Source organism: Weissella thailandensis (genome assembly GCF_001932615.1).
GTDB classification, from domain to species: domain Bacteria; phylum Bacillota; class Bacilli; order Lactobacillales; family Lactobacillaceae; genus Weissella; species Weissella thailandensis.
The window spans coordinates 1,728,516-1,750,921 of the sequence record NZ_CP014332.1; the positions used below are offsets into that span (position 1 = coordinate 1,728,516).

Annotated in this window: 21 protein-coding genes and 1 other annotated feature; of the genes, 3 read left to right on the forward strand and 18 right to left on the reverse strand. The window is 37.8% G+C overall.

The window, feature by feature from the left end; all coding sequences use genetic code 11:
- Window positions 1–143: 143 nt before the first annotated feature.
- Window positions 144–854: a GntR family transcriptional regulator gene (locus FOL01_RS08580; protein ID WP_075270235.1), complete on the forward strand. Its 711-nt coding sequence runs from the start codon at window positions 144–146 to the stop codon at window positions 852–854.
- Window positions 855–973: 119 nt separating this feature from the next.
- Here the strand turns inward: FOL01_RS08580 and FOL01_RS08585 are convergent, their stop codons facing one another.
- The 7 genes from FOL01_RS08585 to FOL01_RS08615 form a co-directional block, all read right to left on the reverse strand.
- On the reverse strand, window positions 974–1,288 hold the full coding sequence (locus FOL01_RS08585) for a DMT family transporter (protein ID WP_075270236.1): 315 nt from the start codon (window positions 1,286–1,288) through the stop codon (window positions 974–976).
- Between the two features lie 216 nt (window positions 1,289–1,504).
- Window positions 1,505–2,395 carry an aldo/keto reductase gene (locus FOL01_RS08590; protein ID WP_075270237.1) on the reverse strand — a complete coding sequence of 297 codons (891 nt, stop codon included), beginning with the start codon at window positions 2,393–2,395 and terminating at the stop codon, window positions 1,505–1,507.
- A 136-nt stretch (window positions 2,396–2,531) separates the two neighbouring features.
- Complete coding sequence (locus FOL01_RS08595) at window positions 2,532–3,035, reverse strand: methylated-DNA--[protein]-cysteine S-methyltransferase (protein WP_075270238.1); 504 nt, start codon at window positions 3,033–3,035, stop codon at window positions 2,532–2,534.
- Window positions 3,036–3,055: 20 nt separating this feature from the next.
- Window positions 3,056–3,784, reverse strand: coding sequence for a competence protein ComK (locus tag FOL01_RS08600; RefSeq protein ID WP_075270239.1), 729 nt, complete (start codon window positions 3,782–3,784; stop codon window positions 3,056–3,058).
- Between the two features lie 25 nt (window positions 3,785–3,809).
- The gene (locus FOL01_RS08605; protein WP_075270240.1) at window positions 3,810–4,313 is read right to left on the reverse strand and encodes a hypothetical protein; all 504 of its coding nucleotides are present in this window, start codon (window positions 4,311–4,313) and stop codon (window positions 3,810–3,812) included.
- A 255-nt stretch (window positions 4,314–4,568) separates the two neighbouring features.
- Window positions 4,569–4,997, reverse strand: a complete 429-nt coding sequence (locus tag FOL01_RS08610; protein WP_075270241.1) for an OsmC family protein — start codon at window positions 4,995–4,997, stop codon at window positions 4,569–4,571.
- Window positions 4,998–5,122: 125 nt separating this feature from the next.
- The gene (locus tag FOL01_RS08615; protein ID WP_075270242.1) at window positions 5,123–5,995 is read right to left on the reverse strand and encodes a phosphate ABC transporter substrate-binding protein PstS family protein; all 873 of its coding nucleotides are present in this window, start codon (window positions 5,993–5,995) and stop codon (window positions 5,123–5,125) included.
- 315 nt (window positions 5,996–6,310) lie between these two features.
- On the opposite strand from FOL01_RS08615, the gene FOL01_RS08620 reads away from it, so the two are divergent.
- Window positions 6,311–6,853: a nucleoside 2-deoxyribosyltransferase gene (locus tag FOL01_RS08620; protein WP_075270243.1), complete on the forward strand. Its 543-nt coding sequence runs from the start codon at window positions 6,311–6,313 to the stop codon at window positions 6,851–6,853.
- 191 nt (window positions 6,854–7,044) lie between these two features.
- Here the strand turns inward: FOL01_RS08620 and ppsA are convergent, their stop codons facing one another.
- Window positions 7,045–9,444: a phosphoenolpyruvate synthase gene (gene ppsA / locus FOL01_RS08625; protein ID WP_075270244.1), complete on the reverse strand. Its 2,400-nt coding sequence runs from the start codon at window positions 9,442–9,444 to the stop codon at window positions 7,045–7,047.
- A gap of 365 nt (window positions 9,445–9,809) precedes the next feature.
- On the opposite strand from ppsA, the gene FOL01_RS08630 reads away from it, so the two are divergent.
- Window positions 9,810–10,763, forward strand: coding sequence for a sugar-binding transcriptional regulator (locus tag FOL01_RS08630; RefSeq protein WP_075270245.1), 954 nt, complete (start codon window positions 9,810–9,812; stop codon window positions 10,761–10,763).
- 80 nt (window positions 10,764–10,843) lie between these two features.
- Here FOL01_RS08630 and fic read toward each other — a convergent pair whose 3' ends face one another.
- The 10 genes from fic to FOL01_RS11560 form a co-directional block, all read right to left on the reverse strand.
- Window positions 10,844–11,452, reverse strand: a complete 609-nt coding sequence (gene fic, locus FOL01_RS08635; protein ID WP_075270246.1) for a protein adenylyltransferase Fic — start codon at window positions 11,450–11,452, stop codon at window positions 10,844–10,846.
- Window positions 11,453–11,464: 12 nt separating this feature from the next.
- Window positions 11,465–12,379 carry a ribonucleoside hydrolase RihC gene (gene rihC, locus FOL01_RS08640; RefSeq protein WP_075270247.1) on the reverse strand — a complete coding sequence of 305 codons (915 nt, stop codon included), beginning with the start codon at window positions 12,377–12,379 and terminating at the stop codon, window positions 11,465–11,467.
- A gap of 40 nt (window positions 12,380–12,419) precedes the next feature.
- Window positions 12,420–13,643 (reverse strand): NupC/NupG family nucleoside CNT transporter, encoded by a 1,224-nt coding sequence (locus FOL01_RS08645; protein ID WP_075270248.1) that lies wholly within the window; start codon window positions 13,641–13,643, stop codon window positions 12,420–12,422.
- A 210-nt stretch (window positions 13,644–13,853) separates the two neighbouring features.
- The gene (locus tag FOL01_RS08650; protein WP_075270249.1) at window positions 13,854–15,137 is read right to left on the reverse strand and encodes an MFS transporter; all 1,284 of its coding nucleotides are present in this window, start codon (window positions 15,135–15,137) and stop codon (window positions 13,854–13,856) included.
- 178 nt (window positions 15,138–15,315) lie between these two features.
- Window positions 15,316–16,467, reverse strand: a complete 1,152-nt coding sequence (locus tag FOL01_RS08655) for an ArgE/DapE family deacylase (protein WP_075270250.1) — start codon at window positions 16,465–16,467, stop codon at window positions 15,316–15,318.
- A 72-nt stretch (window positions 16,468–16,539) separates the two neighbouring features.
- Window positions 16,540–16,772: a binding site (T-box leader), on the reverse strand.
- A 94-nt stretch (window positions 16,773–16,866) separates the two neighbouring features.
- Entirely contained in the window at window positions 16,867–17,655 is a 789-nt protein-coding gene (locus tag FOL01_RS08660; RefSeq protein ID WP_075270251.1) for a hypothetical protein, read from the reverse strand.
- A 194-nt stretch (window positions 17,656–17,849) separates the two neighbouring features.
- Complete coding sequence (locus tag FOL01_RS08665) at window positions 17,850–19,205, reverse strand: uracil-xanthine permease family protein (RefSeq protein ID WP_075270252.1); 1,356 nt, start codon at window positions 19,203–19,205, stop codon at window positions 17,850–17,852.
- The gene (locus tag FOL01_RS08670) at window positions 19,205–20,554 is read right to left on the reverse strand and encodes an amidohydrolase family protein (RefSeq protein ID WP_075270253.1); all 1,350 of its coding nucleotides are present in this window, start codon (window positions 20,552–20,554) and stop codon (window positions 19,205–19,207) included. The genes FOL01_RS08665 and FOL01_RS08670 overlap by 1 nt, the downstream gene beginning before the upstream one ends.
- Window positions 20,555–21,596: 1,042 nt before the next feature.
- Window positions 21,597–22,235 carry an HNH endonuclease gene (locus FOL01_RS08675; RefSeq protein WP_075270254.1) on the reverse strand — a complete coding sequence of 213 codons (639 nt, stop codon included), beginning with the start codon at window positions 22,233–22,235 and terminating at the stop codon, window positions 21,597–21,599.
- A gap of 24 nt (window positions 22,236–22,259) precedes the next feature.
- Window positions 22,260–22,385 (reverse strand): helix-turn-helix domain-containing protein, encoded by a 126-nt coding sequence (locus FOL01_RS11560; RefSeq protein ID WP_083603475.1) that lies wholly within the window; start codon window positions 22,383–22,385, stop codon window positions 22,260–22,262.
- Between the last annotated feature and the right edge of the window lie 21 nt (window positions 22,386–22,406).

Below are 22,406 nucleotides of genomic sequence, written 5' to 3' on the forward strand. Positions count from 1 at the left end.
TTTATAAAAAACAAGTAAGCTGCAACTAGACAGGAGTTAACTTGCCACCACATGCAACAATCCAGTTATTATATTATAATAGTCGTTAAATAATTAAACTTGATTGAACAGACACCACCACGAAATATTATCCCGAGGACATCATGACACAAGCAAAATACCGTAACATCGCCAATAAAATCCTGACCCGTATCCAAGACGGGACCTATCCTTTACATAGTTTTATTCCAAAAGAGATGGATTTAGTCGAACAATTCCAAGTCAGTCGGCCAACCATCCGCCAAGCTATTCAAGTATTAGTCAACGAGGGTTATTTAGCACGTCGCAAAAAACTTGGTACTTGGGTTAAAGCAACTAAAATTGAACAAGGTTTCACCCACGTGATTAAAAGTTATTCTGATGAAATGGGTGAGAAGGGCGTTATTCCTAAAACCAAGGTCATTAGTTTAACCAAAATGGCCGCCACGCCAGAAATTCAATCTGAATTACATCTCGCTGATAAGGACACTGTTTTTGCATTAACTCGCCTGCGTTATGCCGATGATAAACCCATTTTATTGACGACATCGTATATTCCCACGAAATATATTCCTGATTTTGATCAACACAATTTTGAAAAAGAATCGGTGTTACATATATTCGAAGCACATAATCTCTATATGACACATGCATCTCGGGAACTTGAATTACTACGAGCAGATGAAACAACGGCGGCATTATTAGGCATTTCGCTTAATGACCCTCTGTTTTACTTTCATACCATCACATATACTAACCAAGACGTACCAGTGGAATATGCCTTGTCTAAATATCGAGGTGATATTAGTTCCTTCAAAATAGAAATTAACCAATAAAAAGCCATGCTGAACTAAGTCTAAAAAATTAAAACATAGTTTTAGCAACCTCATTAAAAATTTAATAAAGCCCCGTAAATTTTAGAAATTACTCTAACTTACGGGGCTTTATTTATTTTTTAACTGGTGAACTTGATACCTATAATACCAATTAACAACAATAAAACGAAAAACCATGTTGCAATTGATAATTGATCCTTAAAAATTATCACGCCAATTATAATTGACCCCACTGCACCAATTCCTGTCCATACAGGATACGCAATACTTAAATTTAAATGTTTGGTTGCCTGCGATAAGAAGAAGAAGCTCAATACCATACCGAGAATGGTCAAAATAGAAAAACCAAGTTTACTAAAACCATTACTCATTTTCATAGTAGCAGCCCAAAAAACTTCAAAAAAGCCTGCAATAACCAAGTTAGTCCAACTCATTAAAAGAATTCCTTTCAAAAAAAAGAAGCAATTAACAACTCTCACATTGGCCTAAGAGAGTTGTTAATTGCTTGTTATGTCCGGCGACATTATTTAATTTACGTTCCTATTACTAGTATCTAATCATTTCCTACTACGAAATGCAAGATTTTACTTTTGAAAATAACGGTAACTTACGACATGCCATTCAGCGAACAAGGACTGAATATTTTTCTATTAAGCTTTAAATACTTCATCAATAGCGTTATATTCATCTTCCGTTATGTGAACATCAATTGACTTTGCTAAGTCAGTTGCTTGTTCACCATTACGTGCACCTGGAATAACTAGTCCGATATTTGGATTAGCCATGTACCATGCCAAAACTGTATGTGTCAAAGTTGCATCATGTGCATCAGCAACTTGCTTTAGAACATCAAGTCCTTTAATAATTTGATCAAACTTGGCATCATCTAAACGATCAAACTTATCACGATCATCAGCACCATAACGACCCGTTAGTAATCCTGATTCTAGTGGGAAGTAAGGGATAAAGCCAATACCGTTTTCACGCAAGTAATCAAAACGTTCTTGCTCCTGATCACGATGAGCTAAACTATAGTAATCCTCATCAAAGTCGACCTTACCAGTAGCATTGGCTTCCTTTAATTGATCAAAACTAAAGTTTGATACCCCAATAGCACGAATCTTACCCTCTTGCTTCAACTTATCAAGGGCTTCGACCGCTGCTAATTTGTCAGATGTGTCATCTGGGAAGTGAATATAGAAGATATCAATATAGTCTGTCTTCAAACGCTTCAAAGATTCCTCAACTGTTTTAACCAAAAACTCTGGGCTGTTATCTGGTTCATAATCCTTATCTGGATTTTGAGCACCCTTCGTTGCAATGATAATCTTGCTACGATCATAATCTTGGATAACATCCCCAATAATTTCTTCGGAACGTCCCAAACCATAAACAAAAGCTGTATCCAACACATTAATGCCTGCATCTAGTGCAGCACGTACTAAGTCATAACCATCTTGTTCATCTAGATTATCGAATAAGTTGTGACCACCGACTTTATTAGTCCCCAAGCCTAACTTGTGTGCAAATTCTAATGTCATTATTTGTACTCCCTCTATTATTTTTATTGTGTGATGAAGCAAGCGCTTCATTTCACTTATATGTTAACATACTTTTCTTAAGTTAGTAAAAGCAGAGTGTGACAAGAAATGCTTTGAGCCCGATTGTCATTTCTAACTAAAACGTTGCCTGCTCTAAATTCAACAAAGCTTTCTTGCGCGCAAGCCCCCCTGCATAACCGGTCAATGAACCATTACTACCAACAACACGATGGCAAGGAATAAAAATCATAAAGGGATTGGCACCAACAGCGTGACCAACCGCACGTGACAAATTTTTTGCCCGCTGTTCATCATCCGTTAGTAAATGACAAATCTGCTTGTAAGTGACCGTCTGACCATACGGTAATTGCTGTAACGCTTGTAACACCTGTTGCTGAAATGGACTGACCTTGAGCTTAAGGGGAATGGTCGCAACGTCTGGTGCTTTCCCAGCAAAATAATCAGTTAACCATTGTTGCGCTTTTTGTAACACCAACGTATTCGTCTCTTCCGCTTCAGTTAAATCATATTTACCACCGAAATGTTTTTGGTTTTCAAACCAACACCCTAACAATGCCTGACCATCACTTAACAAGGTCAACTTGCCTAAAGGCGTTTGCATGACTTGAAAATACTCCATTACTGTTACCTCCCTACCCTCTACTTATTTTCTTCAATCCGTTTCATTAAATAGGCGATAACACCCCGAATCATCTTTTTAGTTATCACATCCAATGAACATCTTAATAAACTTTCCAATTTAAGAATAACGATCCATTCTATCAAACGTAATCGATCAACATGTTGCGTCACTTGCTTTGGCCATCTCACACATGATAATAGCATTTTATCAAACCGGTCACCATGACCAAAAGTATATTGAGTCATCCATAAACTGACTACCTTGGTTGCTACCAACTGCTTAATGAACTTATCCTTGTGTTTGCCAATTTGGACCACTGATCCATCACGCAGTAGCACACTTGTCCGCATGCCTCGTGTCTGCACATCAACAATGTGGCGCGCATTAATCCAAGTTGTCGGGCCACTTTTATAACTTGTAACTGGTATGAAAGCATGATTTTGCATCACCCAACTACGCATCTGACCACGTAATTCTGTTGGCAATAAACAATAATAGGCTTCTACCTGATCACGCCGTTGGTACCCCGTCGCATTTTCCAATTGTTCCATTAATCGATTAGTAGACTGTAATGTATCCACAATCGTACCATCTGCATAATATACCCGTGACACCGACCGTTGATAACGATCATGGGCAGCGACAATTAGCATCGTTTCATGAGGACAAATATCACTTGTTTCTGTTAATTGCCCCAAAATTTCCTTTGAGTAACCCTTTTCTGAAATTATGATTGCATGTGTCATAATTATTCGTTCCTTTATTGGTATTTTATGCAATATGATTTTTATCAATCATTTGCTGTACTAATTTTAATTGTCGGTAATATGTCATTCGCTTAATTCCTAAGCGAATACACCTTTTTGTAACCAAATCGTCCGGATATTTCAACAAATCATATAATAGTTGCTGAACGATTGGCGTACGTGGTTGTTTATTTAAGAGACGTTCAATAGTTACTAGCAAGTCAACTTGTTCAAATGCATACTCAATCTGAATAACTTCAGGTGTTGTTAGCACAAAATCATGGCGCTCCTCATACTTTTGGTTACTGCGTTGAATATCACGTAGACGCCATAATAGCCAACGAAACAATTGAGAATTATTTGTCGGTGCTAACTGTTCTCCCGCCAACAAACGTTTCAAAATTAACAGGCGTAATTCTTGCCGATAATCATCAAAGTACATATTTCGCCAATCAATGTGCCCCGTCATTAATACACCACTAATGATTGGTTCGTATTGTTCCCAATGATGGATGAGTTCCTCAGACATATTAAACTCCCTTGGTTGTATTTTTTGTTACCATACCACCCCAACTATCGTAATATGACCAGAGGAATCCTTTAATTAGCCATAGTTCAGAATTATCCCTTGTATTAATAACCTTTATAACAGATCAGTCACCATACTTTTGGCCACTTTTTCTATCAAAAAGGGGTAGACAAATCAAAAGTTGCCAAATTTGATTAAAAAAATATGACGGATACACATTAAATGCCATCCGTCATATCATTTTTTATTTTTGCTTTAAACTAATTCTAAGACCGCTTCTATGCTGTAATTATCACTACCACTCAATAACTGCGACACACAACAACGGTTTTCAACCTCTGATACCAATACTCGTGTTTGCGATAGCGTCTGGCCTGGTACGGCAACTTGCGCATGAACTAAGAACTCATTCCGTCCCTTACCTTTAACATACGCAATCTTTGCATGCGCTTTTGGTTGCGCGTCAATCTTATGCTCTTTTAGAATAACTTCCATCGTACCAACTAAACAAGTACATAACGACATCCCCAACAATTGTTCCGGATTCGTACCGGGATTATCATTTAACGGACTACTAGTTTGTACCTCAATCCCCTCTTTGGCATAAGCATGGCCAGCCAAGCCTTCTTCATTATATGTATCAGTCGTATACAACGCCTTATCCCACCGCACATCATTTTTCATCTTATTCCCCCCTAACAATGTATATTACTATTGTAAGCGTTTTGTTCTCAGAAAACATCTTTCATCATATAAAAAGACAACCCCAAAACGGCGTTGCCTACTACTCATTTTATTTTATAGCTGAATTACTTCTTAGTTACATCACCATCGGCATTCTTAGTTACTTGCATATCATTCACTGGTATATAACCCAGTTTCTTAACCGTACTTTTCATGTCCTTTGATTTAACAAATTTGATGAATTTAGTCGTATTTTTATCAGGTTTCTTAGTTGTATACATGTGCTCGTATGCCCAAATTGACCACTTATTATTCTTAACATTCTTTTCAGTTGGCCTAACTTTGTCAATTGCAATTGGCTTTAGATCTTTTGCCTGATCGCCAGCTGTATATGAAAAGGCTAAGTATGAAATAGCCCCAGGTGTCTTAGAGACAATCTTTTGTACCGCGCCATTATCATCTTGTTCTTGTGATGTTTTTGTTTCCTGACCATCCATCACTTCTTTTTCAAAGGTGAAACGTGTTCCAGAACCTTGTGCACGGTTAATCAGCGAAATTTTTTTATTCTGGCCACCAACTTCTTGCCAATTAGTAATTTTACCAGCAAAAATATCACGTAGTTGATCCATGGTCAACGATGATACTTTAATATCAGCATTAACCACTGGTGTAATACCAACCACTGCAACTTTGTGATCCTTTAGTTTGTTAGATTCGATACCATCTTTTTGTTCAGCGAAAATATCTGAATTTCCAATAGTAACATTACCTTTACCGACCTGGCTTAGCCCGGCACCTGAGCCCCCTCCCTGTACGTTCACCGTTACACCGGGATGATTATTTCCAAATTCATCAGCGGCTTGTGCTGCCAAAGGTTGTAATGCAGTTGATCCAACAGCAGTTAACTGCTCTGATGAATCAGCATATATGTTACCGCCCGATAAGCCACCAGCAAAAGCCAGTCCTGCTACACTCATCAAAAATAGTCTTTTTTTCATCACAAACTCCTTCTACCGTGGTTGATGTCTGTCATAGTCGCAAAGAGCAGATTTTACTCACAATTGGCTGTTGGTCATAGCATTGGGATATTGCTCCTTACGACACCTATATTGTATAAAATGAATGTATCGATTTTACCGAGGCTTCGTAGTTATTCCATGTGTATTCCGTAAATAATAATGTTACAAACTCTTTTTTACGTAAAGATATTGTGGTTAAAAATCTCTAAATTTAATTTTTCAATCCCCATTTCTTAAGCACACATGGCATAATAGAATAGTTAATGAATAAATAAAATTTTGGGAGTATTAAATATGTTAAGTATGGACGAATTGATTCAACAATTAGAAGACATCCGCGATGCCGCCTCAGATGTTAAAAAAGTACCTGGTGCACGTACCATCTATTTGGGAGCCGGCTGGTTTTCAGATCGTCAAATAGAAACATTGCTTGCAGCATACAAAGCATTGAACAATAATCCAACCATTAGTTATGTCCACGTACCATTGTTAAACCAATTTGGTGGTCAAGCATTCGATGAAAATGGTGACTTCAATCCTGATTACACTTGGGCAGTAGCCACTTATAATGCTGATATCACCGCTATTCAAAATACAGATGTCACTTTAGGCGTTATTACTGCTGGTAACGAAGATAGTGGTACTGCATTTGAACTTGGCTACGCTGCTGCATTAGGTCGCCCATCAGTTGCTTTCTTTGACGGTGATTGGGAAGCTAAGCCAATCAATTTAATGCCTGCAATCGGACCAGCTTCATACGTTCGTTCAACTGATGAACTAGCAACCTTTAACTTTATGAGTATCGCAACTCGTATTTATGAAGGTAAGATTATTTAATTAAATACTAAATAAAATGGTTGGGACAAAACAATGTGCCAGCCATTTTTTATACTAAGATATCGTATCCAGACAAATTAAAACAGCCCCACGCAGATAGAATGACGTGGGGCTGTTTTTAGGAGAAGTATGTTTTATGTCTGTTTTACATTACTATGCGATCAATCACCTTCTTATTAGTGAACTATTGTTTACCATTGATAATTTGTTTGGTCTTGCCGACCTTTACCAGTTGCTTTATCCAGTAGTACTCGTTGTTCAAAATGAGCCACATTACGTTTCGTTGTTTTGACCATATCTGGGTTAACAGATACATAATCAATCCCTTGTTGAATTAAGAATTCAGTGAACTCTGGATATTGCGATGGTGCTTGGCCACAAATTGAAACAGTTTTACCATCTTTATGTGCGGCTGCAATCAAATGTGCAATGGCACGTTTAACGGTTAGATTGCGCTCGTCAAATAATGATGAAACCGTGTCATTGTTACGGTCTAATCCAAGTAACAACATTGTTAGATCATTTGATCCAATTGAATAACCATCAACAAATTGATTAAATTGATCCGCCAAAATAATATTAGCTGGAATTTCAGCCATCATATAGACCTTAAAGTCTGCTGAACGTACCAGACCAGCTGCGGCCATAATATCGGTTACTTTTTGCGCTTCCGTCACCGTTCTCACGAATGGCAACATCACGTTCAAGTTAGTTAAGCCAAATTCTTCACGGACCTTTTTCACTGCAGCTAATTCAAGTTTGAACGCTTCAATAAAATTAGGGTCATAATAACGTGATGCACCACGCCAACCTAATAGATCAGCTGGTTCGTGTGGCTCAAACTCTTCACCACCCTTTAGATTACGGTACTCACTAGACTTGAAATCTGATAAGCGGAGGACAACCGGGCGTGGGCTCATCGCACGCGCAACTTTGCTGATACCTTCAGCTAACATCTCAATAACCTTTTCAGACTTACCTTGCTTAATCAAATATAAAGGATGCTCATGAATGTAACTTGTCCAAATGAATTCTTCACGCATCAAACCAACCCCGTCAGCAGGCAAGTTGGCGTACTTTTCTGCCAATTCAGGATCACCTAAATTCATCATGACTTGGGTTGCTGTTGGTGCAAAGTATTCAGCTTGTTGAACCATCTCACCAGCAGCAGGAGCCTGTTTAGCTGGTGCTAAGATTGATTGCATCTCGCCATCATATACAACCCCATTTTTAGCATCAACCGTGATGACATCACCAGTTTTGAGTACGTCCAAAGCGGCAACGCCACGACTGATTGTACCTACCAAACAAGGAATTTGCATCTCACGTGACACAATTGCTGCGTGACAAGTCCGACCACCATTATTTGTAATAATAGCCTTGGCCTTCTTCATCACCGGAACCCAGTCAGGGGAGGTCATCGCCGTAACTAAGATTTCGCCAGCTTCGAATTGGTCGATATCTTCTGGATTTTCAATCACATGAACTTTACCAGCAGCAACACCAGGACTGGCTGGTAAACCTTTAACAAGCACTGTTTGATTTTCATTCGAAGTCATTGGCTGCTCCTCTTTCTCTGTTGATTGTTTTTTATTTTTTTGTGACCAAACTGTCTCTGGTCGTGCCTGCACTAACCACAACTTGTTTGTCTTTTCATCCAAGGCAAATTCCATATCCATGTAGCAACCGTAGTGTTTTTCAATGGCTTTCGCATACCCGGCCAATTCTTGTACTTGTTCGTCCGTCAATGAAGGTTTATTTGCTTGTTCTGCAGACAATTTTTGCTCTTCAACACCACCACCGGGTAATCGTTTCAAGGCAATGTTCTTAGTTGTTACATCTTTAGAAACAATTTTTAGGGTCTCTTTATCAACAATGAAGTCATCTGGTGTGACGGTTCCTTGGACAAGGTACTCACCTAGTCCCCAAACACTATCAACGATGATTTTCGTATCATCACCATTACCAACGTTAATTGAGAACATGACCCCTGCTGCCTTAGAAAAGACCATCATTTGAACTGTTGCTGATAACGCCACTTGATCATGTGGGAAGTTTTGCTTATGGCGGTAATAAGTTGCTCGTTCCGTAAATAGTGAGGCATAACATTCTTTAATTTTTTGGACAACATCATCGGCACCTCGAACATTAAGGTACGACTCTTGTTGACCAGCAAATGAGGCATCGGGCAGATCCTCAGCAGTTGCACTCGACCGAATTGCTACGAATGGCAACTTTTCACCAACTTTATCTGCCAAATTAGCATAAGAATACTTGATTTCAGCAACTAGGTCAGAAGGCATATCACTATCAGTAATAACCCGTCGAATTTTTACACAGGTCTCATGTAATTCTTTAGAATCTTCATAATCATCAATACTATCTAGGAGAGCTTCAATTTTGTCGTTTGCTCCAGTTCTAGTCATAAAATCTCGGTACGCATGGGTGGTCGTTGCAAAACCATAAGGTACCGGAATATCTGTTGCAGAAGTCAACTCACCTAGTGAAGAAGACTTGCCACCAACTAAATCAACATCAGAACGATGTAGCTGATCAAACCATAAAATATTAGCAGTTTTTCTGTTTTCCATGAAAATATCTCCTTAATAAATCGTGCTGAGTTGTTTGAGAAATTTACAAGCACCACCATGAATGATGGCTAAACGGCAGGTTTATTTTCTACATTAAATCTGCAAGCGCTTACTCGAAGTTGTAAATTAAAAGGCCGTTTTACCGACCGCATGTATGTACCTGATTGCAGTAGTTAATCAAGGCACCCGTTTAGGTACGTGACTGATAAGCGTTTTCAAAGTCGCTATCACTCATGAACAAATTTATTGTAGCTAAGCTTTGCACGAATGTAAACACCCATTTTGAACTTTTGTTCATTTGACTAAGAAAACCCGTCAAATTGTGATATAATTTACATAAATTCTACAGGGAGCGCCTAATCAATATGGTCAATATAGCAACTACCAACAAAACTCAGACAGCATTAGAAATTTGCCATTTGTACTATGAGGATGGCCTAAGCCAAAATGAAATTGCTGAAAAATTAAAAATTTCTCGTCCAACAATTTCCCGCCTATTAACCTTTGCAAAGGAAAATGGACTGGTCCAAATAAAGGTCATGGACCCCAAACAAGATTTGAGTTTGTTACAAATACAACTTAAAAAAAAATATCAGCTAAAAGACGTCTTGGTAGCCGAAAACTTCATCGATGACACCCAAATCATCAATGACAAGTTAGGAAAACTAACTGCCGAATATCTCAATCACATCGTAGAAGATAATCATATTATCGGTATCAGTTGGGGACGTACTTTAAACGCCGTTGCCGCCCATCTCATTCCAAACGAACATAACCACGTTAAAGTTGTGCAACTAAAAGGTGGGATGTCAGAGTCCGATTTGAGTGATTATGCCAATGATATTAACCGTAAATTTGCCCAAGCCTTTCATACAAACACGATCAACCTACCATTACCAACTTTCCTCGATAATGCCATTACCAAGGACATCGTCATTAAAGACAAGTTTATTCATGAAATTTATGAAACTGGGAAGCAAAGTAACATCGCCATTTATACAACGGGAACGATTCAAGACCACGAACAGCTATTTGGTCTTGGCTATCTAAACCCCGACGAAGTTGATGCCATTCATGAACGTGCCGTTGGTGATATTGTGTCACGTTTTATTGATGAAAATGGACACATCGTTAATCAAGATTTGGACAACCGCACTATCGGTATTGACCTGGACAACCTTCGTCAAAAGGATTATTCCATTTTAGTTGCTGGTGCCAAAAAGAAATTGATTTCGATTCATGGTGCTTTAACTGGTGGCTATGCGAATGTTCTGATTACGGACAAACAAACAGCGATTGATTTGTTGGAAAAATATTAAATACATTATGATAATTAACAAAAAGCGGTTGAGACATTGTTTCGTCTCAACCGTTTTTTATGAAAAAATATATTAAGTATCTAATCCAAATCCGCCACGTTATAGGTTACGTATCCTTCATAATAATATGACTGATCAATTCCCTTCAAGAAAACTTGACGGGCATTAATGTCATCTGTTAATGCATGACTAATTAAGTATTTTAGTTCTGTATCTTTAATTGGGCTTCGTGACATAGCGAGTAAATAATCTTCTTTTTCAATTTTTGACCAATCAATAACTTTTGCCAGCGTATGCCGTAATATCATGTCTAACCAGATTCGCATACTACGCCCATTACCTTCTCTAAATGGATGTGCGACATTCATTTCAACATACTTTTCAATAATTTCATGAAATGTACTTTGTGGTAATTGATCAATATATGCTAATGATGGCTGTAGATACATGACTGGTGCAAATGTAAAACTGCCTTTGGCCAAATTTACTTGACGAACTTCGCCAGCGAATTCATAAACATCTTGGAATAAGTATTTATGAATAGCCGCCAATCCTGCGAAAGTTCCAATCTCAATCTTATCTATGTCGCCGGTGTCATAAAGTTGCTTAGCTGCCTTTTTAGTCAACTTTTCCTCAACTCTGGCCAATTCAGCAGAAGTTGTAATACCTAACTTATTTTTCACTACCATAAAATTTTCCTGTCATTTTGGCATGCGCGCTACCTGTTCAATAAACCATTGATTAAACTTCTCGGCATCAATATCAACACCGACCTTCGCATTATGCGTACCCGGTTGATGCCATCTATTTTGGATATCAGCCACGGTCGCACCAATTGCTGGACCATCAGTTACCACATCAATATTCATTTCCTTGGTAACGACTAAAGCTGGCTCCAGTGCATACAGAATCGTATTCACATCATGCATGGGTTTACCGCCCGCATGAATATCCTCATATGCCGCAATAATTTTATACAGCATATCGCCTGACTTCCCCATGTCCTTGATTGTATTGAGGGTCGCAGGCGTGATCAAGGCTTTGAGCGTCACGTCCAAACCAATCATCGTCTTTTCAATTGGTGCTTCGAACACAATTTTCGCTGCATCCGGATCAGTAAAGACATTAAACTCAGCAACTGAACTACAATTGCCACCGGAAATACTACCACCCATTAAAATCAACTGTTCCACCTGATCTAAATCATTGGGATATTGTTGGATAAACTCAGCAATATTAGTGTACGAACCAGTTGCAATCAATGTTATTTTTTCGTCCGTTTGTGCAATCACTTGGTGAATAGCTTCAACTGCTGATAAATCAATAGGTTCCTTTTGGGGTTCAGGAAAATCATAACCCGGCATACCAGAACTACCATGGATGGCAGATGCATCCACAAATTCCTTTTTCAAGGGTGCCTTAGCGCCCATCGCTACCGGAATATTCTTATTAAAAAATGACAATAACTTCAACGTATTTTTAGTTGTCTTATCTACCGAAACATTGCCAGCAACCGTCGTAATTAACTTAACATCTAAATCCGGATGATTAACCGCCACCGCAATAGCGGCTGCATCATCAATACCAGGATCCATATCTAATATTACAGATGGCATGACATTCCTCCTTTAAATCGTTAACGACCCTAACTAATGTTTACCAAACGAACAGTCCAGCTGTTGCAGCTGAAAGCAATGAAACAAGGACACCAGATAATAGCATGTAACCGACACGTGAGCTGATATATTCATTTTTTTCCTTGTTGACCAAACCTTTAAAGGCACCAAGAATCATACCAATCGTTCCAAAGTTAGCAAAACTTGTTAGGAATACAGTCATGACAATTCGAGCGTGTTCACTAGAAAATAGTCCCTTGCTTGCCATAATTGACTTTGAGATATCTCCCATCACCACGAACTCATTGGTAACTAACTTGGTACCCATGTATTGGGCCATTTGAAAGGCATCCTGTACATTGAAACCCATCAACCAGGCAAATGGGAACATGATAACACCGAAGATGTTTTCAAGCGTCAACCAGTTGAAGCCAGTCAAACTGAATAGACGGTCAATTAATGCGGCCAAAGCAACGAAAGAAATAACCGTTGCGGTAATGATTAAGATCAATTTACCAGCACCAAGAATTGAATCACCTAAGAATGAGAAAAATGGTTCTTTCTTACCGTTTTGTGAATCAACCTTAACAATCACATCATCTTCAGGTTCAACCTTGGTTGGATTCAAAATTGCCGTAATGACGATCGCTCCCAAGATGTTCAGCGGTACGGCTGTCAAAACGTATTCTCCTGGCACCATTTGGGTATATGAACCGATAATAGCTGACGTCACACAACTCATCGACATCATTGCTAGGGTAAAATTACGTCTCGCTGACATCCGCTCTAACTGATTCTTAGAAACCGCCAATACCTCTGTGTTACCCAAGAACATCATTTCAATTGAAAAAAATGCCTCAAACTTAGGTTGTCCAGTAATGAAAGTCAATGCTTTCCCAATCCACTTAATAATCCATGGTAGAATACCAAAATAAGTTAAAATATCGAATAATGGCACAACTAGCAAAATTGGTAGCAAAGCCGAAGTTACGAAATTAGGTCCACCATTGTTGGCCGTTAACCAATCTGGTAAGGCAAATGCGATACCTTCTGATGCCACATCAACCAGCCAATTAAAGCCGTCAGCGGCTCCTTGCACAGCAATTTGACCGGCTTTGAACTGTGTAAAAAACCAAGCCAAAAATACCTCTAGTACCAGAACGATACCAACAGATTTCCATTGTACGTTCTTTTTATCATTCGAAAATAGATAAGCCACCCCGATAAATACCAGGATGCTTAATACATTAATAGCAATTAACATGTTGTCCCCTCTCACGAAATACCTTTTTTATACAAATACTGCTACTATTGTCGCACGGTTCGAATATTCACAACAAGCGCTTTTTCTTTTTTCTTACCTGTGCAAATTATAACATTTGCACCTTTGCAACTGGTTACATATGTCTCTTGAATTAAGAGACAATAAAAAGAGTTGGAACTGAAGAAATTGTTCCAACTCTTTGTCATTTATTTATTTTTCTAAAGGCGAACTCTTTGAAGTTTCAAGCATTCGGACATAAACTAACAAACTGACTAAAATCGCAAAGGAAACATAGAAGAAGAAAATATTTTCATGACCAATACTCTTAGTCCAAAGGGCGACATATTCAACCGTTCCACCAAAGAGTGCGACTGTTAAGCCGTATGGTAAGCCAACTCCTAAAGCTCTAATTTCAGTTGGAAACATTTCTGCCTTCACAATGGCATTAATAGATGTGTAACCACTGACAATCAATAATCCACCCAACATTAATAGAAAAGCCATCATGGGACTTGAGAAGTACTTCAAGCCGACAAATATTGGCACCGTTAGCAGCGTCCCCATAATACCAAACCAATACAACAACGGTTTACGTCCAATTCTATCGGAAACCGCACCAAACAATGGTTGGAAGACCATAAAAATAAATAGCGCCAAGAAATTAATCGCTGTGACAGTGCGATTAGGTAGCCCAAGCGTATTGATCATGTATTTTTGCATGTATGTCGTATACGTATAAAAGGCAATCGTTCCTCCAAAGGTCAAGCCAATCACTGTCAGTACTTGACCCGGATATTGCATCAGTGCCCGTAATGAGCCACGAGAAGATTTATCTTTTTGATTGGCAGTCGATTCAAACTGTTGCGTCTCATCCATTGATAAACGCAGATAAAGAACTAAAACAGCTCCCAACGCCCCGATGACAAATGGAATTCGCCATCCCCATGCGCGTAGTTCTGGTTCACTTAAGAAGAATTGCAAAATTCCCTGAATTGCTAAGGCAGCAAGTTGCCCACTAATCAACGTTACATATTGGAAGGATGCATAATAACCCCGACGATTAGGTGAAGCCATTTCTGATAGATAGGTCGCTGAGATACCATATTCACCACCTAGTGATAGTCCTTGAATCATTCGCACGAGAACTAAGATAGTTGGGGCAAAAATACCAATCGTTTGATAATTTGGTACCAACGCAATAATCATTGAACAAGTTGCCATAATCGTCACTGATAATGTCAAAGCAGCCCGTCGACCATGTATATCAGCAAATTTTCCCATAATCAGGCTACCCAAAGGTCGCATCAAAAAGCCAACCGCAAATACACCTGCCGCACTCAGTAGCTTCGTGGTCTGATCTGTGCTTGGAAAAAAAGAGGGTGCGAAATAAATCGTAAATGACGCATAAATGTACCAATCAAACCATTCAATCATATTTCCCAAAGAACCTTTGACAATGTTGGCAGTGATTTGCCGTTGACTAAAGCTTTGCATATCAGGACGCCCCCCCGTTTCTCATTGGATTATCTTATTTTTAATGATAGTCACATGAAACTGCTGCGTCAATTAATTTGTAAGCATTCATGACATTGCATTCTTTTAGTTGGGTACAAAAAACGCCATATAATATACGCTTTTTAAAGCCTATTATTATATGGCGTGTCGATTTATTCTATTTTAAGAACTCGCGTGCAATTTGTTGATACGTTTCAATCAATGACAAGTAACTACTAATCGTCGTGTATTCATTCAATTGGTGCGATGTGTTATCCCCATCTGCGCCTAGAATAACTGTTGGTAGTCCGGGATTATTCTTAACAAAGACGCTGGCATCTGTTGCACCATTCATTGTTGATAAGACAGCATCACGATCAGTAAATGTATCCTGAGCGGCCTGTTTAACGATTTGAATAAACTCATGGTCACTTGGTGTCTCAACTGGCTCAAAATTATGGATGATTTCTAATGTTAATTTAGCATCATATTGTTTGTTCAGCTGAGCCAAAGTCTCTTCAATCCGCGAAATGACATGTTGGTTATCAAATACTTCCGTTGGTCGAATATTCCCAAGTAATTCTGCTGTTGCTGGGATAGTATTGACCTGCTCACCACCGCGAATCACAGTCACACTATGTTGGACATTGCCTAAGTAAGGATCTTCAGGCGCATCAGCAAACAAATCCTTTTCCAAGTTAATGTAATTAACTAATCCTTGAATGGCGTTAATTCCTTGGGCTGGTCGTGAACTATGAGCGGCTTGTCCTTGACTGGTAATGCGGTAATTAAAGCTACCTGAGTGGGCATAAATAATTTTACCGTCAGTCGGCTCACCAATCACCAAGGCATCTGCATCATCAATAGCATGTTGCTCGTTTAACCGATAAGCACCTTGAGCACCTAATTCTTCGCCCGCCGTAGCAATCAAACGTAACGTCCCATTTAACGTCACCTCAGGATTTTCAGATAGCTCGATCAGGGCAATAATTTCAGCAGCTAACCCACTTTTCATATCTGCTGCGCCACGACCATAGAGCTTATCACCAACAATTTGCGCACCAAATGGTGGTTGTTGCCAAGCTGATTCATCATCAATTGACACCGTGTCTTGATGACCTGAGAAGACTAACACTTTGTGATCAGCATTGTCATTTCCAATAGTCGCTTGTAGATTAGCACGACCATCCCCAAACTCATCAATCGTCGCAGTAATGTTATGCTCGGCCAATACTTGTTGTATGTACGTTGCAATTGGCAACTCGTTACCATTAACGGTATTAATGGCAATTAAATCTTGTAAAATTTGAATTTTCTCTGCTTTTTCCATGATACTTCCCCCAATTGGTTTAACTATTTTAATGACTAAAACTTTGGCAAATAAAAAAGCCTTCGCCCCTTATCCAAGGACGAAAGCTTCGCGTTACCACCTTAATTTGTACCTTTTTTACAAAAAGTACCTCAATCACTTACTAATTTGTAAGCGAAACGTTAACGGGTCTAACCGTAATAAGTGCTTGCACAATTATTATTGCTCCGAGTTCATCTTCGTTTCTGTTCGCTTGTGGTCTTCTCAGCTTACGACCTTCTCTGGGCAAACTAATTAGAAATTACTCTTCTCTTCATCACATTTTCTCTAATAATTATCTAATAAAGAAGTTACACGCTTTGGCAAATGTTTGCAAGTGGTTTTTTAGAAATTTTTCCAAATTGATGCTCTACACAATCTCTAACGATAATCCGCCAAAATTTTCTGTAACTCAGCTTGGGCAGCTTGATCTTCTGACACCTTAAAACTATATGATGGGGTGTAATCACCGCGTTGTCCTTCATCTGTATATTCACCGAATCCAGAGGTTAAACTGGTATCACCTTTATCTAGTCTCAATTCATAAACTTTTCCATTATCACCAAGCATATATTTTGTAATGGGTTTATCCATATCGGCTTTATCCCCATATCCACCAGCAATGGACTCCACAACATCATCTTGTTGTCCGGTAGAACCATCTTTCATTGTTAAGAAGACACACCCACCGATTGCATGTACCAGAAATGCGGATGGTCCCGGGTTATTCTGGTCCTGAACTTGGACTTCACCATCAGCTGTATTTGCATACCAATCTCCACGACCAGCCGCACCATGATCAAAATACCAATCGGTTACTGCCATGTTACCAACCTCAGCTCGGTCTGATGCCCAACTCAGAAAAGCTTTATTAACGGCTTGTTTTTGTGCTGTTGTTAAATTAACTGGTTCATTGGGATTTGTTTCCTCAGAACTTGATGACGACGGTTCACTTACACTCGATGATGATTGTTGCGAACTCGACTTTTTCTCACTAGTCTCTTTCTGTTTATCTGAACTAGCTATTTTTTCGGATAATGAACTATTCTTAGCCTGTTCTTCTTTTAATTCTCTATCTTGCGATTGATGGTTAACGTATAGTACACCACCTGCCCCCAAACCAACGACTAATAACACAACAATGGTGCTGATCCATGCTCCCTTACTCATTTGAAATCCCCCCTTGATGTCAAAATTAGTATGTAAAAATTATAGCATTATTTATGCTAGCCTTTCGTTTGTACCACTTACAGTCGTTACTCTGTTTTCTTAGCAATGAAAAAGCTACCGAATTCATTGAAAAATTCAGTAGCTTCAGCTTTATTTTTTAATTCAACCGAAGCTATTCTGTCTCAGCTCGCTTACTATTTTGCACCTTTTACTTGTAAGGCTGTACTAGATTTACGATTTAAAATTAAATTCAAAACAATTGCAGTGATTGCCGCAACAGCAATCGGTGATCCAATCAAGTACTGTAGCATTTGTGGGGCAGCTTCTTTAAACTTATCAGGCAGCAAAGCCAAAGCCATTGTGACTGAAATTGGGATACCAATAATGTAGCTTTGATTACCAGCTGTTTTTAAATCACCAATAGTATTTAATCCGTTTAGCATAATAATAACTAGGACAACAGCTCCGATACCACCAATTACCGGAGACGGAATAGCAGCTAACAACGCAGCTAACTTACTAAACAATCCTAAAATCATGAACCAAAAGCCAGCAGCAACGAATACCTTACGACTAGCGACACCAGTAATTGAAACAATACCAGCATTGGTTGAGTAACCAGTCATAGGTACACTACCAATTAAGACGGAAACCAAACAACTAATCCCTTCACCAATCATACCGTGATTCCATTGTTTTCCCTTAATTTCCTTACCTGTGACCGCACTCATAGCGAACCAAGTACCCGTAGTTTCAGCCGTTAGAACCATATAAATGATAACAAATGTAATCGTAGCTGATAAATTAAAGTTAAACCCGTAGTGGAACATTGTAAACTTTGGAAAACTAAACCAAGCAGCTGAAGACAAGCTATTCCAGTCCATAAGTCCCATCATCATCGAAACAATAATACCAACTACCATAGTAATAATAATAGAGGATACTTTTAAGAAACGGTGTAATTTAGTAATATAAGTACCAATCGTGACAACAGCTAATAATGTTCCTACAGTGATACCAGCTAAAGCAATATTTTCAAAGTCATTTCCCGAAGCGTGGAAAATATTACTGTTCATCATATTGGGCAGATTTCCTAAACCAACGCAAGTTATAATCGTACCCCCAACAACAGGTGGCAACAAATGATTAATAATCTTTTCATACCAACCAGACAATCCCAATAGTATTAAGAATAGAGCACCAATTAAACATGAAGTTAGAACAACGGACATTCCCCCATTGCTACCACCATTGGCAAAGTAAATTCCAACGATGGCACTTGCCGGAACAAACGATGGTCCCTGTGAAAGTGGCATTTTCATGAAGATTGCTGTTTGAATAATTGTTCCAAAACCACAGGCTAGAAAAGCAGCTTGTAAAAATGACGAGGTTTGTGTTGCGCTTAACGCTAACATACTAGCAATTAATAACGGACCAACATAAGCATCCATCGCCAGCACGTGTTGAAGGCCTAAAACAGTCGCTTCGGAGGTTGGTAAAGTGTCATCGGGTCCTAAAATTAAATCATTTGACTTTTTGTTTTCAGCCATTACTTAAGTTCCCCTTTAGCCACAAGCCCTTGTGTTAAGACAACATCAATTTCATTAGGTGTTGTTTCATACATTAGTTTTTCAAAACGTGTATAAGGTGTTTGTTCAATAAATTCAGGATACTTTGAGTGAACGATTTGTAAATCGGCAAACGCACCCTCTTCAATAACCCCCGTATTAAGTTGCAAAGTTTTAGCACCACCAGCAGTTGCTAAGTAAAACGCAGTATCTGCTGTGATACGGGCATCACCAACACCACGCTTATCAGCCGCAATGCTGTTATCGACACCATCACTAAGCATTGCTGAAGCCATAGCTGCCTGACGTAATGTTTGATAAATACTTGGCTCATAACCACCACAAATATCAGTACCTAGGCCAACATTAATGTCCTTTTCAAGGGCTTTTTTAACAGGCAAAACGGCTGTTCCGTGGAAACCATTTGAAACTGGACAGTGTGCAATTGACGTACCACGTTCTTGGAAAAGATCTAAATCAAAATCGTTTAGCAGCGTACCATGTGCCATGATAGATTTATCTGTTAGCAAACCCGTTTCATCAAGCATTTCTGAATCGCGTTTGTTGTAATTATCCAAAGCGTAAGCATCTTCTGTATTATTTTCACTACAATGTGATTGAATCAATAGATCATATTTCTTAGCTAATTTTCCAAGGCCACGCATACCTTCTAATGTACATGATGTTAGATAACGTGGTGTTATAACGGCCTGCATTTTAATGAATTGACCTGCATTCATTTTATCAACGGTTTGGATAAATGATTCTGTATCAGTCAAGGCACTTTCAGTTGATTCATCATGATAATAATCAGGGCACTCAGCAGGATTATCCATAACAACCTTACCAATTAGACCACGTTGATGGAACTTTTGACATGACTTAACCAATTCAACATTCCCAGCATTATCAAGCGATCCGAAATACAAAACGGTTGTCGTACCATGATCAATTAACGTTTGAACAAGGTTATCGTATACCTTATGAGCAAATGCCGCATCTGAGAACTTAGCCTCTAATGGGAATGTGTAATTAAAGAACCAATCTTCTTCCAAACTATTCAAAGCTTGACTAATGTTTGGCCATTGTGGTGCATGTACGTGAGTATCAATAAAGCCTGGTAACAGGTACTGATTGTCTGCTAATGTCCATAAAACATTTTCTTTCTTAGCCTGATCTAAAACAAATTGATATGATGATTCTTCCTGTTGAACAATTTTTCCAATTTGGCCTTCATCATTTAAACACACTAAGCTGTTTTCATGGAAAGCAACTTTTTTTGAAGATACTGCCGAATAGTAATTACCTTGAATAACCTTTGTAAAATGCATGACTTATCACCTCATATTTATATTTCACCAATAACCTAACATTATAAAACATCTAAGTAAATAAAGTTCGATTTTTAACAATTGTACATTTTAATTATTTTTATTTTTTATTATATGAAGTATAAATAAATTAGTTCCTTTTTAAACATATAAAAAAGATTAAAATAAGCATTGTTGATAACTTTATCACATTTAATAAATGAATTATTTTTATGCATTATTATTTTAATGTTCGTTTTTAAAGAGAATCCAAATAAAAAAATAAACCATTAAAATTATTTAGATTAAATAAATTCTAATTAAAAACCTACATTTATAACTTTTCTTATTCGTTAAAAATTAAAAAATCTTACTTCTTATTTGGCGGATTACTCCAAAAAATTCTAATCTGTAGATTCCTAATACATCAAGATAAGCATATTAAAAAATCACTTCTTTTAATCAATATTTTTAGTTAGGCAATTCTCACTTATAAAATGCAATTAAAAGAACATCAAATATCAATAATCATATACATAGAAACAAGAGAATTTTTTACTATACCTCAAATTTTTCACTTTACCATATTGTATTAATCGGTGGTTATCGATCATTCAAGCTGATTTACTAAATGAGTTGCAGTCGTCATTTAGTAATTCTGATGATACTATTTTAATTATTTACAACGTTATTACCACGGAACATCCCATAAGCGAGGGCTAATTAAACACTAAAATTTTCAAAGATGATGTAGACGATATCATCAGATAGTAGATTTTTAACATTGATTCCTTAATTCATTTGACCAGAATTATTTTTTATAACCAATGATTTGACGTACCCACAGAGATGTACCTGCAATTGCAATTTATTATGCTCCATTTTTCAGCTCCTTTAACTCTTTTACTAAGCTCCGCCCTGTAGTTTAGCGCGTAAATAATATCATTTACATTACCTATATACAGCTAAAAGTTATATAATTCTACACAAAAAATACCGCAGAAGATTTTAACAAACTTTTGCGATATTTTTATAAATAATATTTTTTAATACAATTTTGATGTTAAAATTCGCAACAATCGTAATGATTCATTAACGCTGTTTTGTCTGGATAACTTTGTACATTTCTCGGTAACTTTAGCTTCAGACCATCATATTTTTTATAAACAGTGTTAACTAATCGTGGAGAAACCTCAACAATATAATCTTGATTGATTCTAATCATTTTTTTATCAAATAGTAAATGTAAATCACTGCTTAATAAAATCCCGTTATTTATAGTATTAGTTTCTTTCCCTTTGTATGGGAATATATGAGCAGCTTCCAATACTTCTTCGACATCATTTTCACTAATAGCACATTTATGATCGTATTCATCTAACACTTTTTTTCTAAAATCAGATTGCCCTTGTCGTATTACTATCGCACGTTCCTGTTTTTTTCTGGCATCAATAATATTATGAACATCAAATTTCCCATCATCATTAAAATTATTATTGTCAGCATCAGTTTTTTCAAACGATTTTTCTAATTGTTTTAAAGATTTTGTTGTATTAACTAATCCATCCTTATTCGCTATTTGGATTAAAAAGAACCCATCTTCCCAGCCTAACACCATACCAATAAAAAACTTATAAGTCTTTCGATTATTAATCTTCTTTTTTTGTTCAATTACAATTCCAATAGGTATTTCTAAATTCAAATTGGCTGTTAAGGCAATATGCTCCTATCCTAGTATTTGGTACATAAATTTCTGAACAGCCTGTCGTGTCACATTTAATCTATAGGCAACATCTTCTTGTGTTAGCCCAATTTTTTCTCTTTTTTCTTTTATTAATTTATGTAGTTCCATAACTTAATTATCGCAAAACGA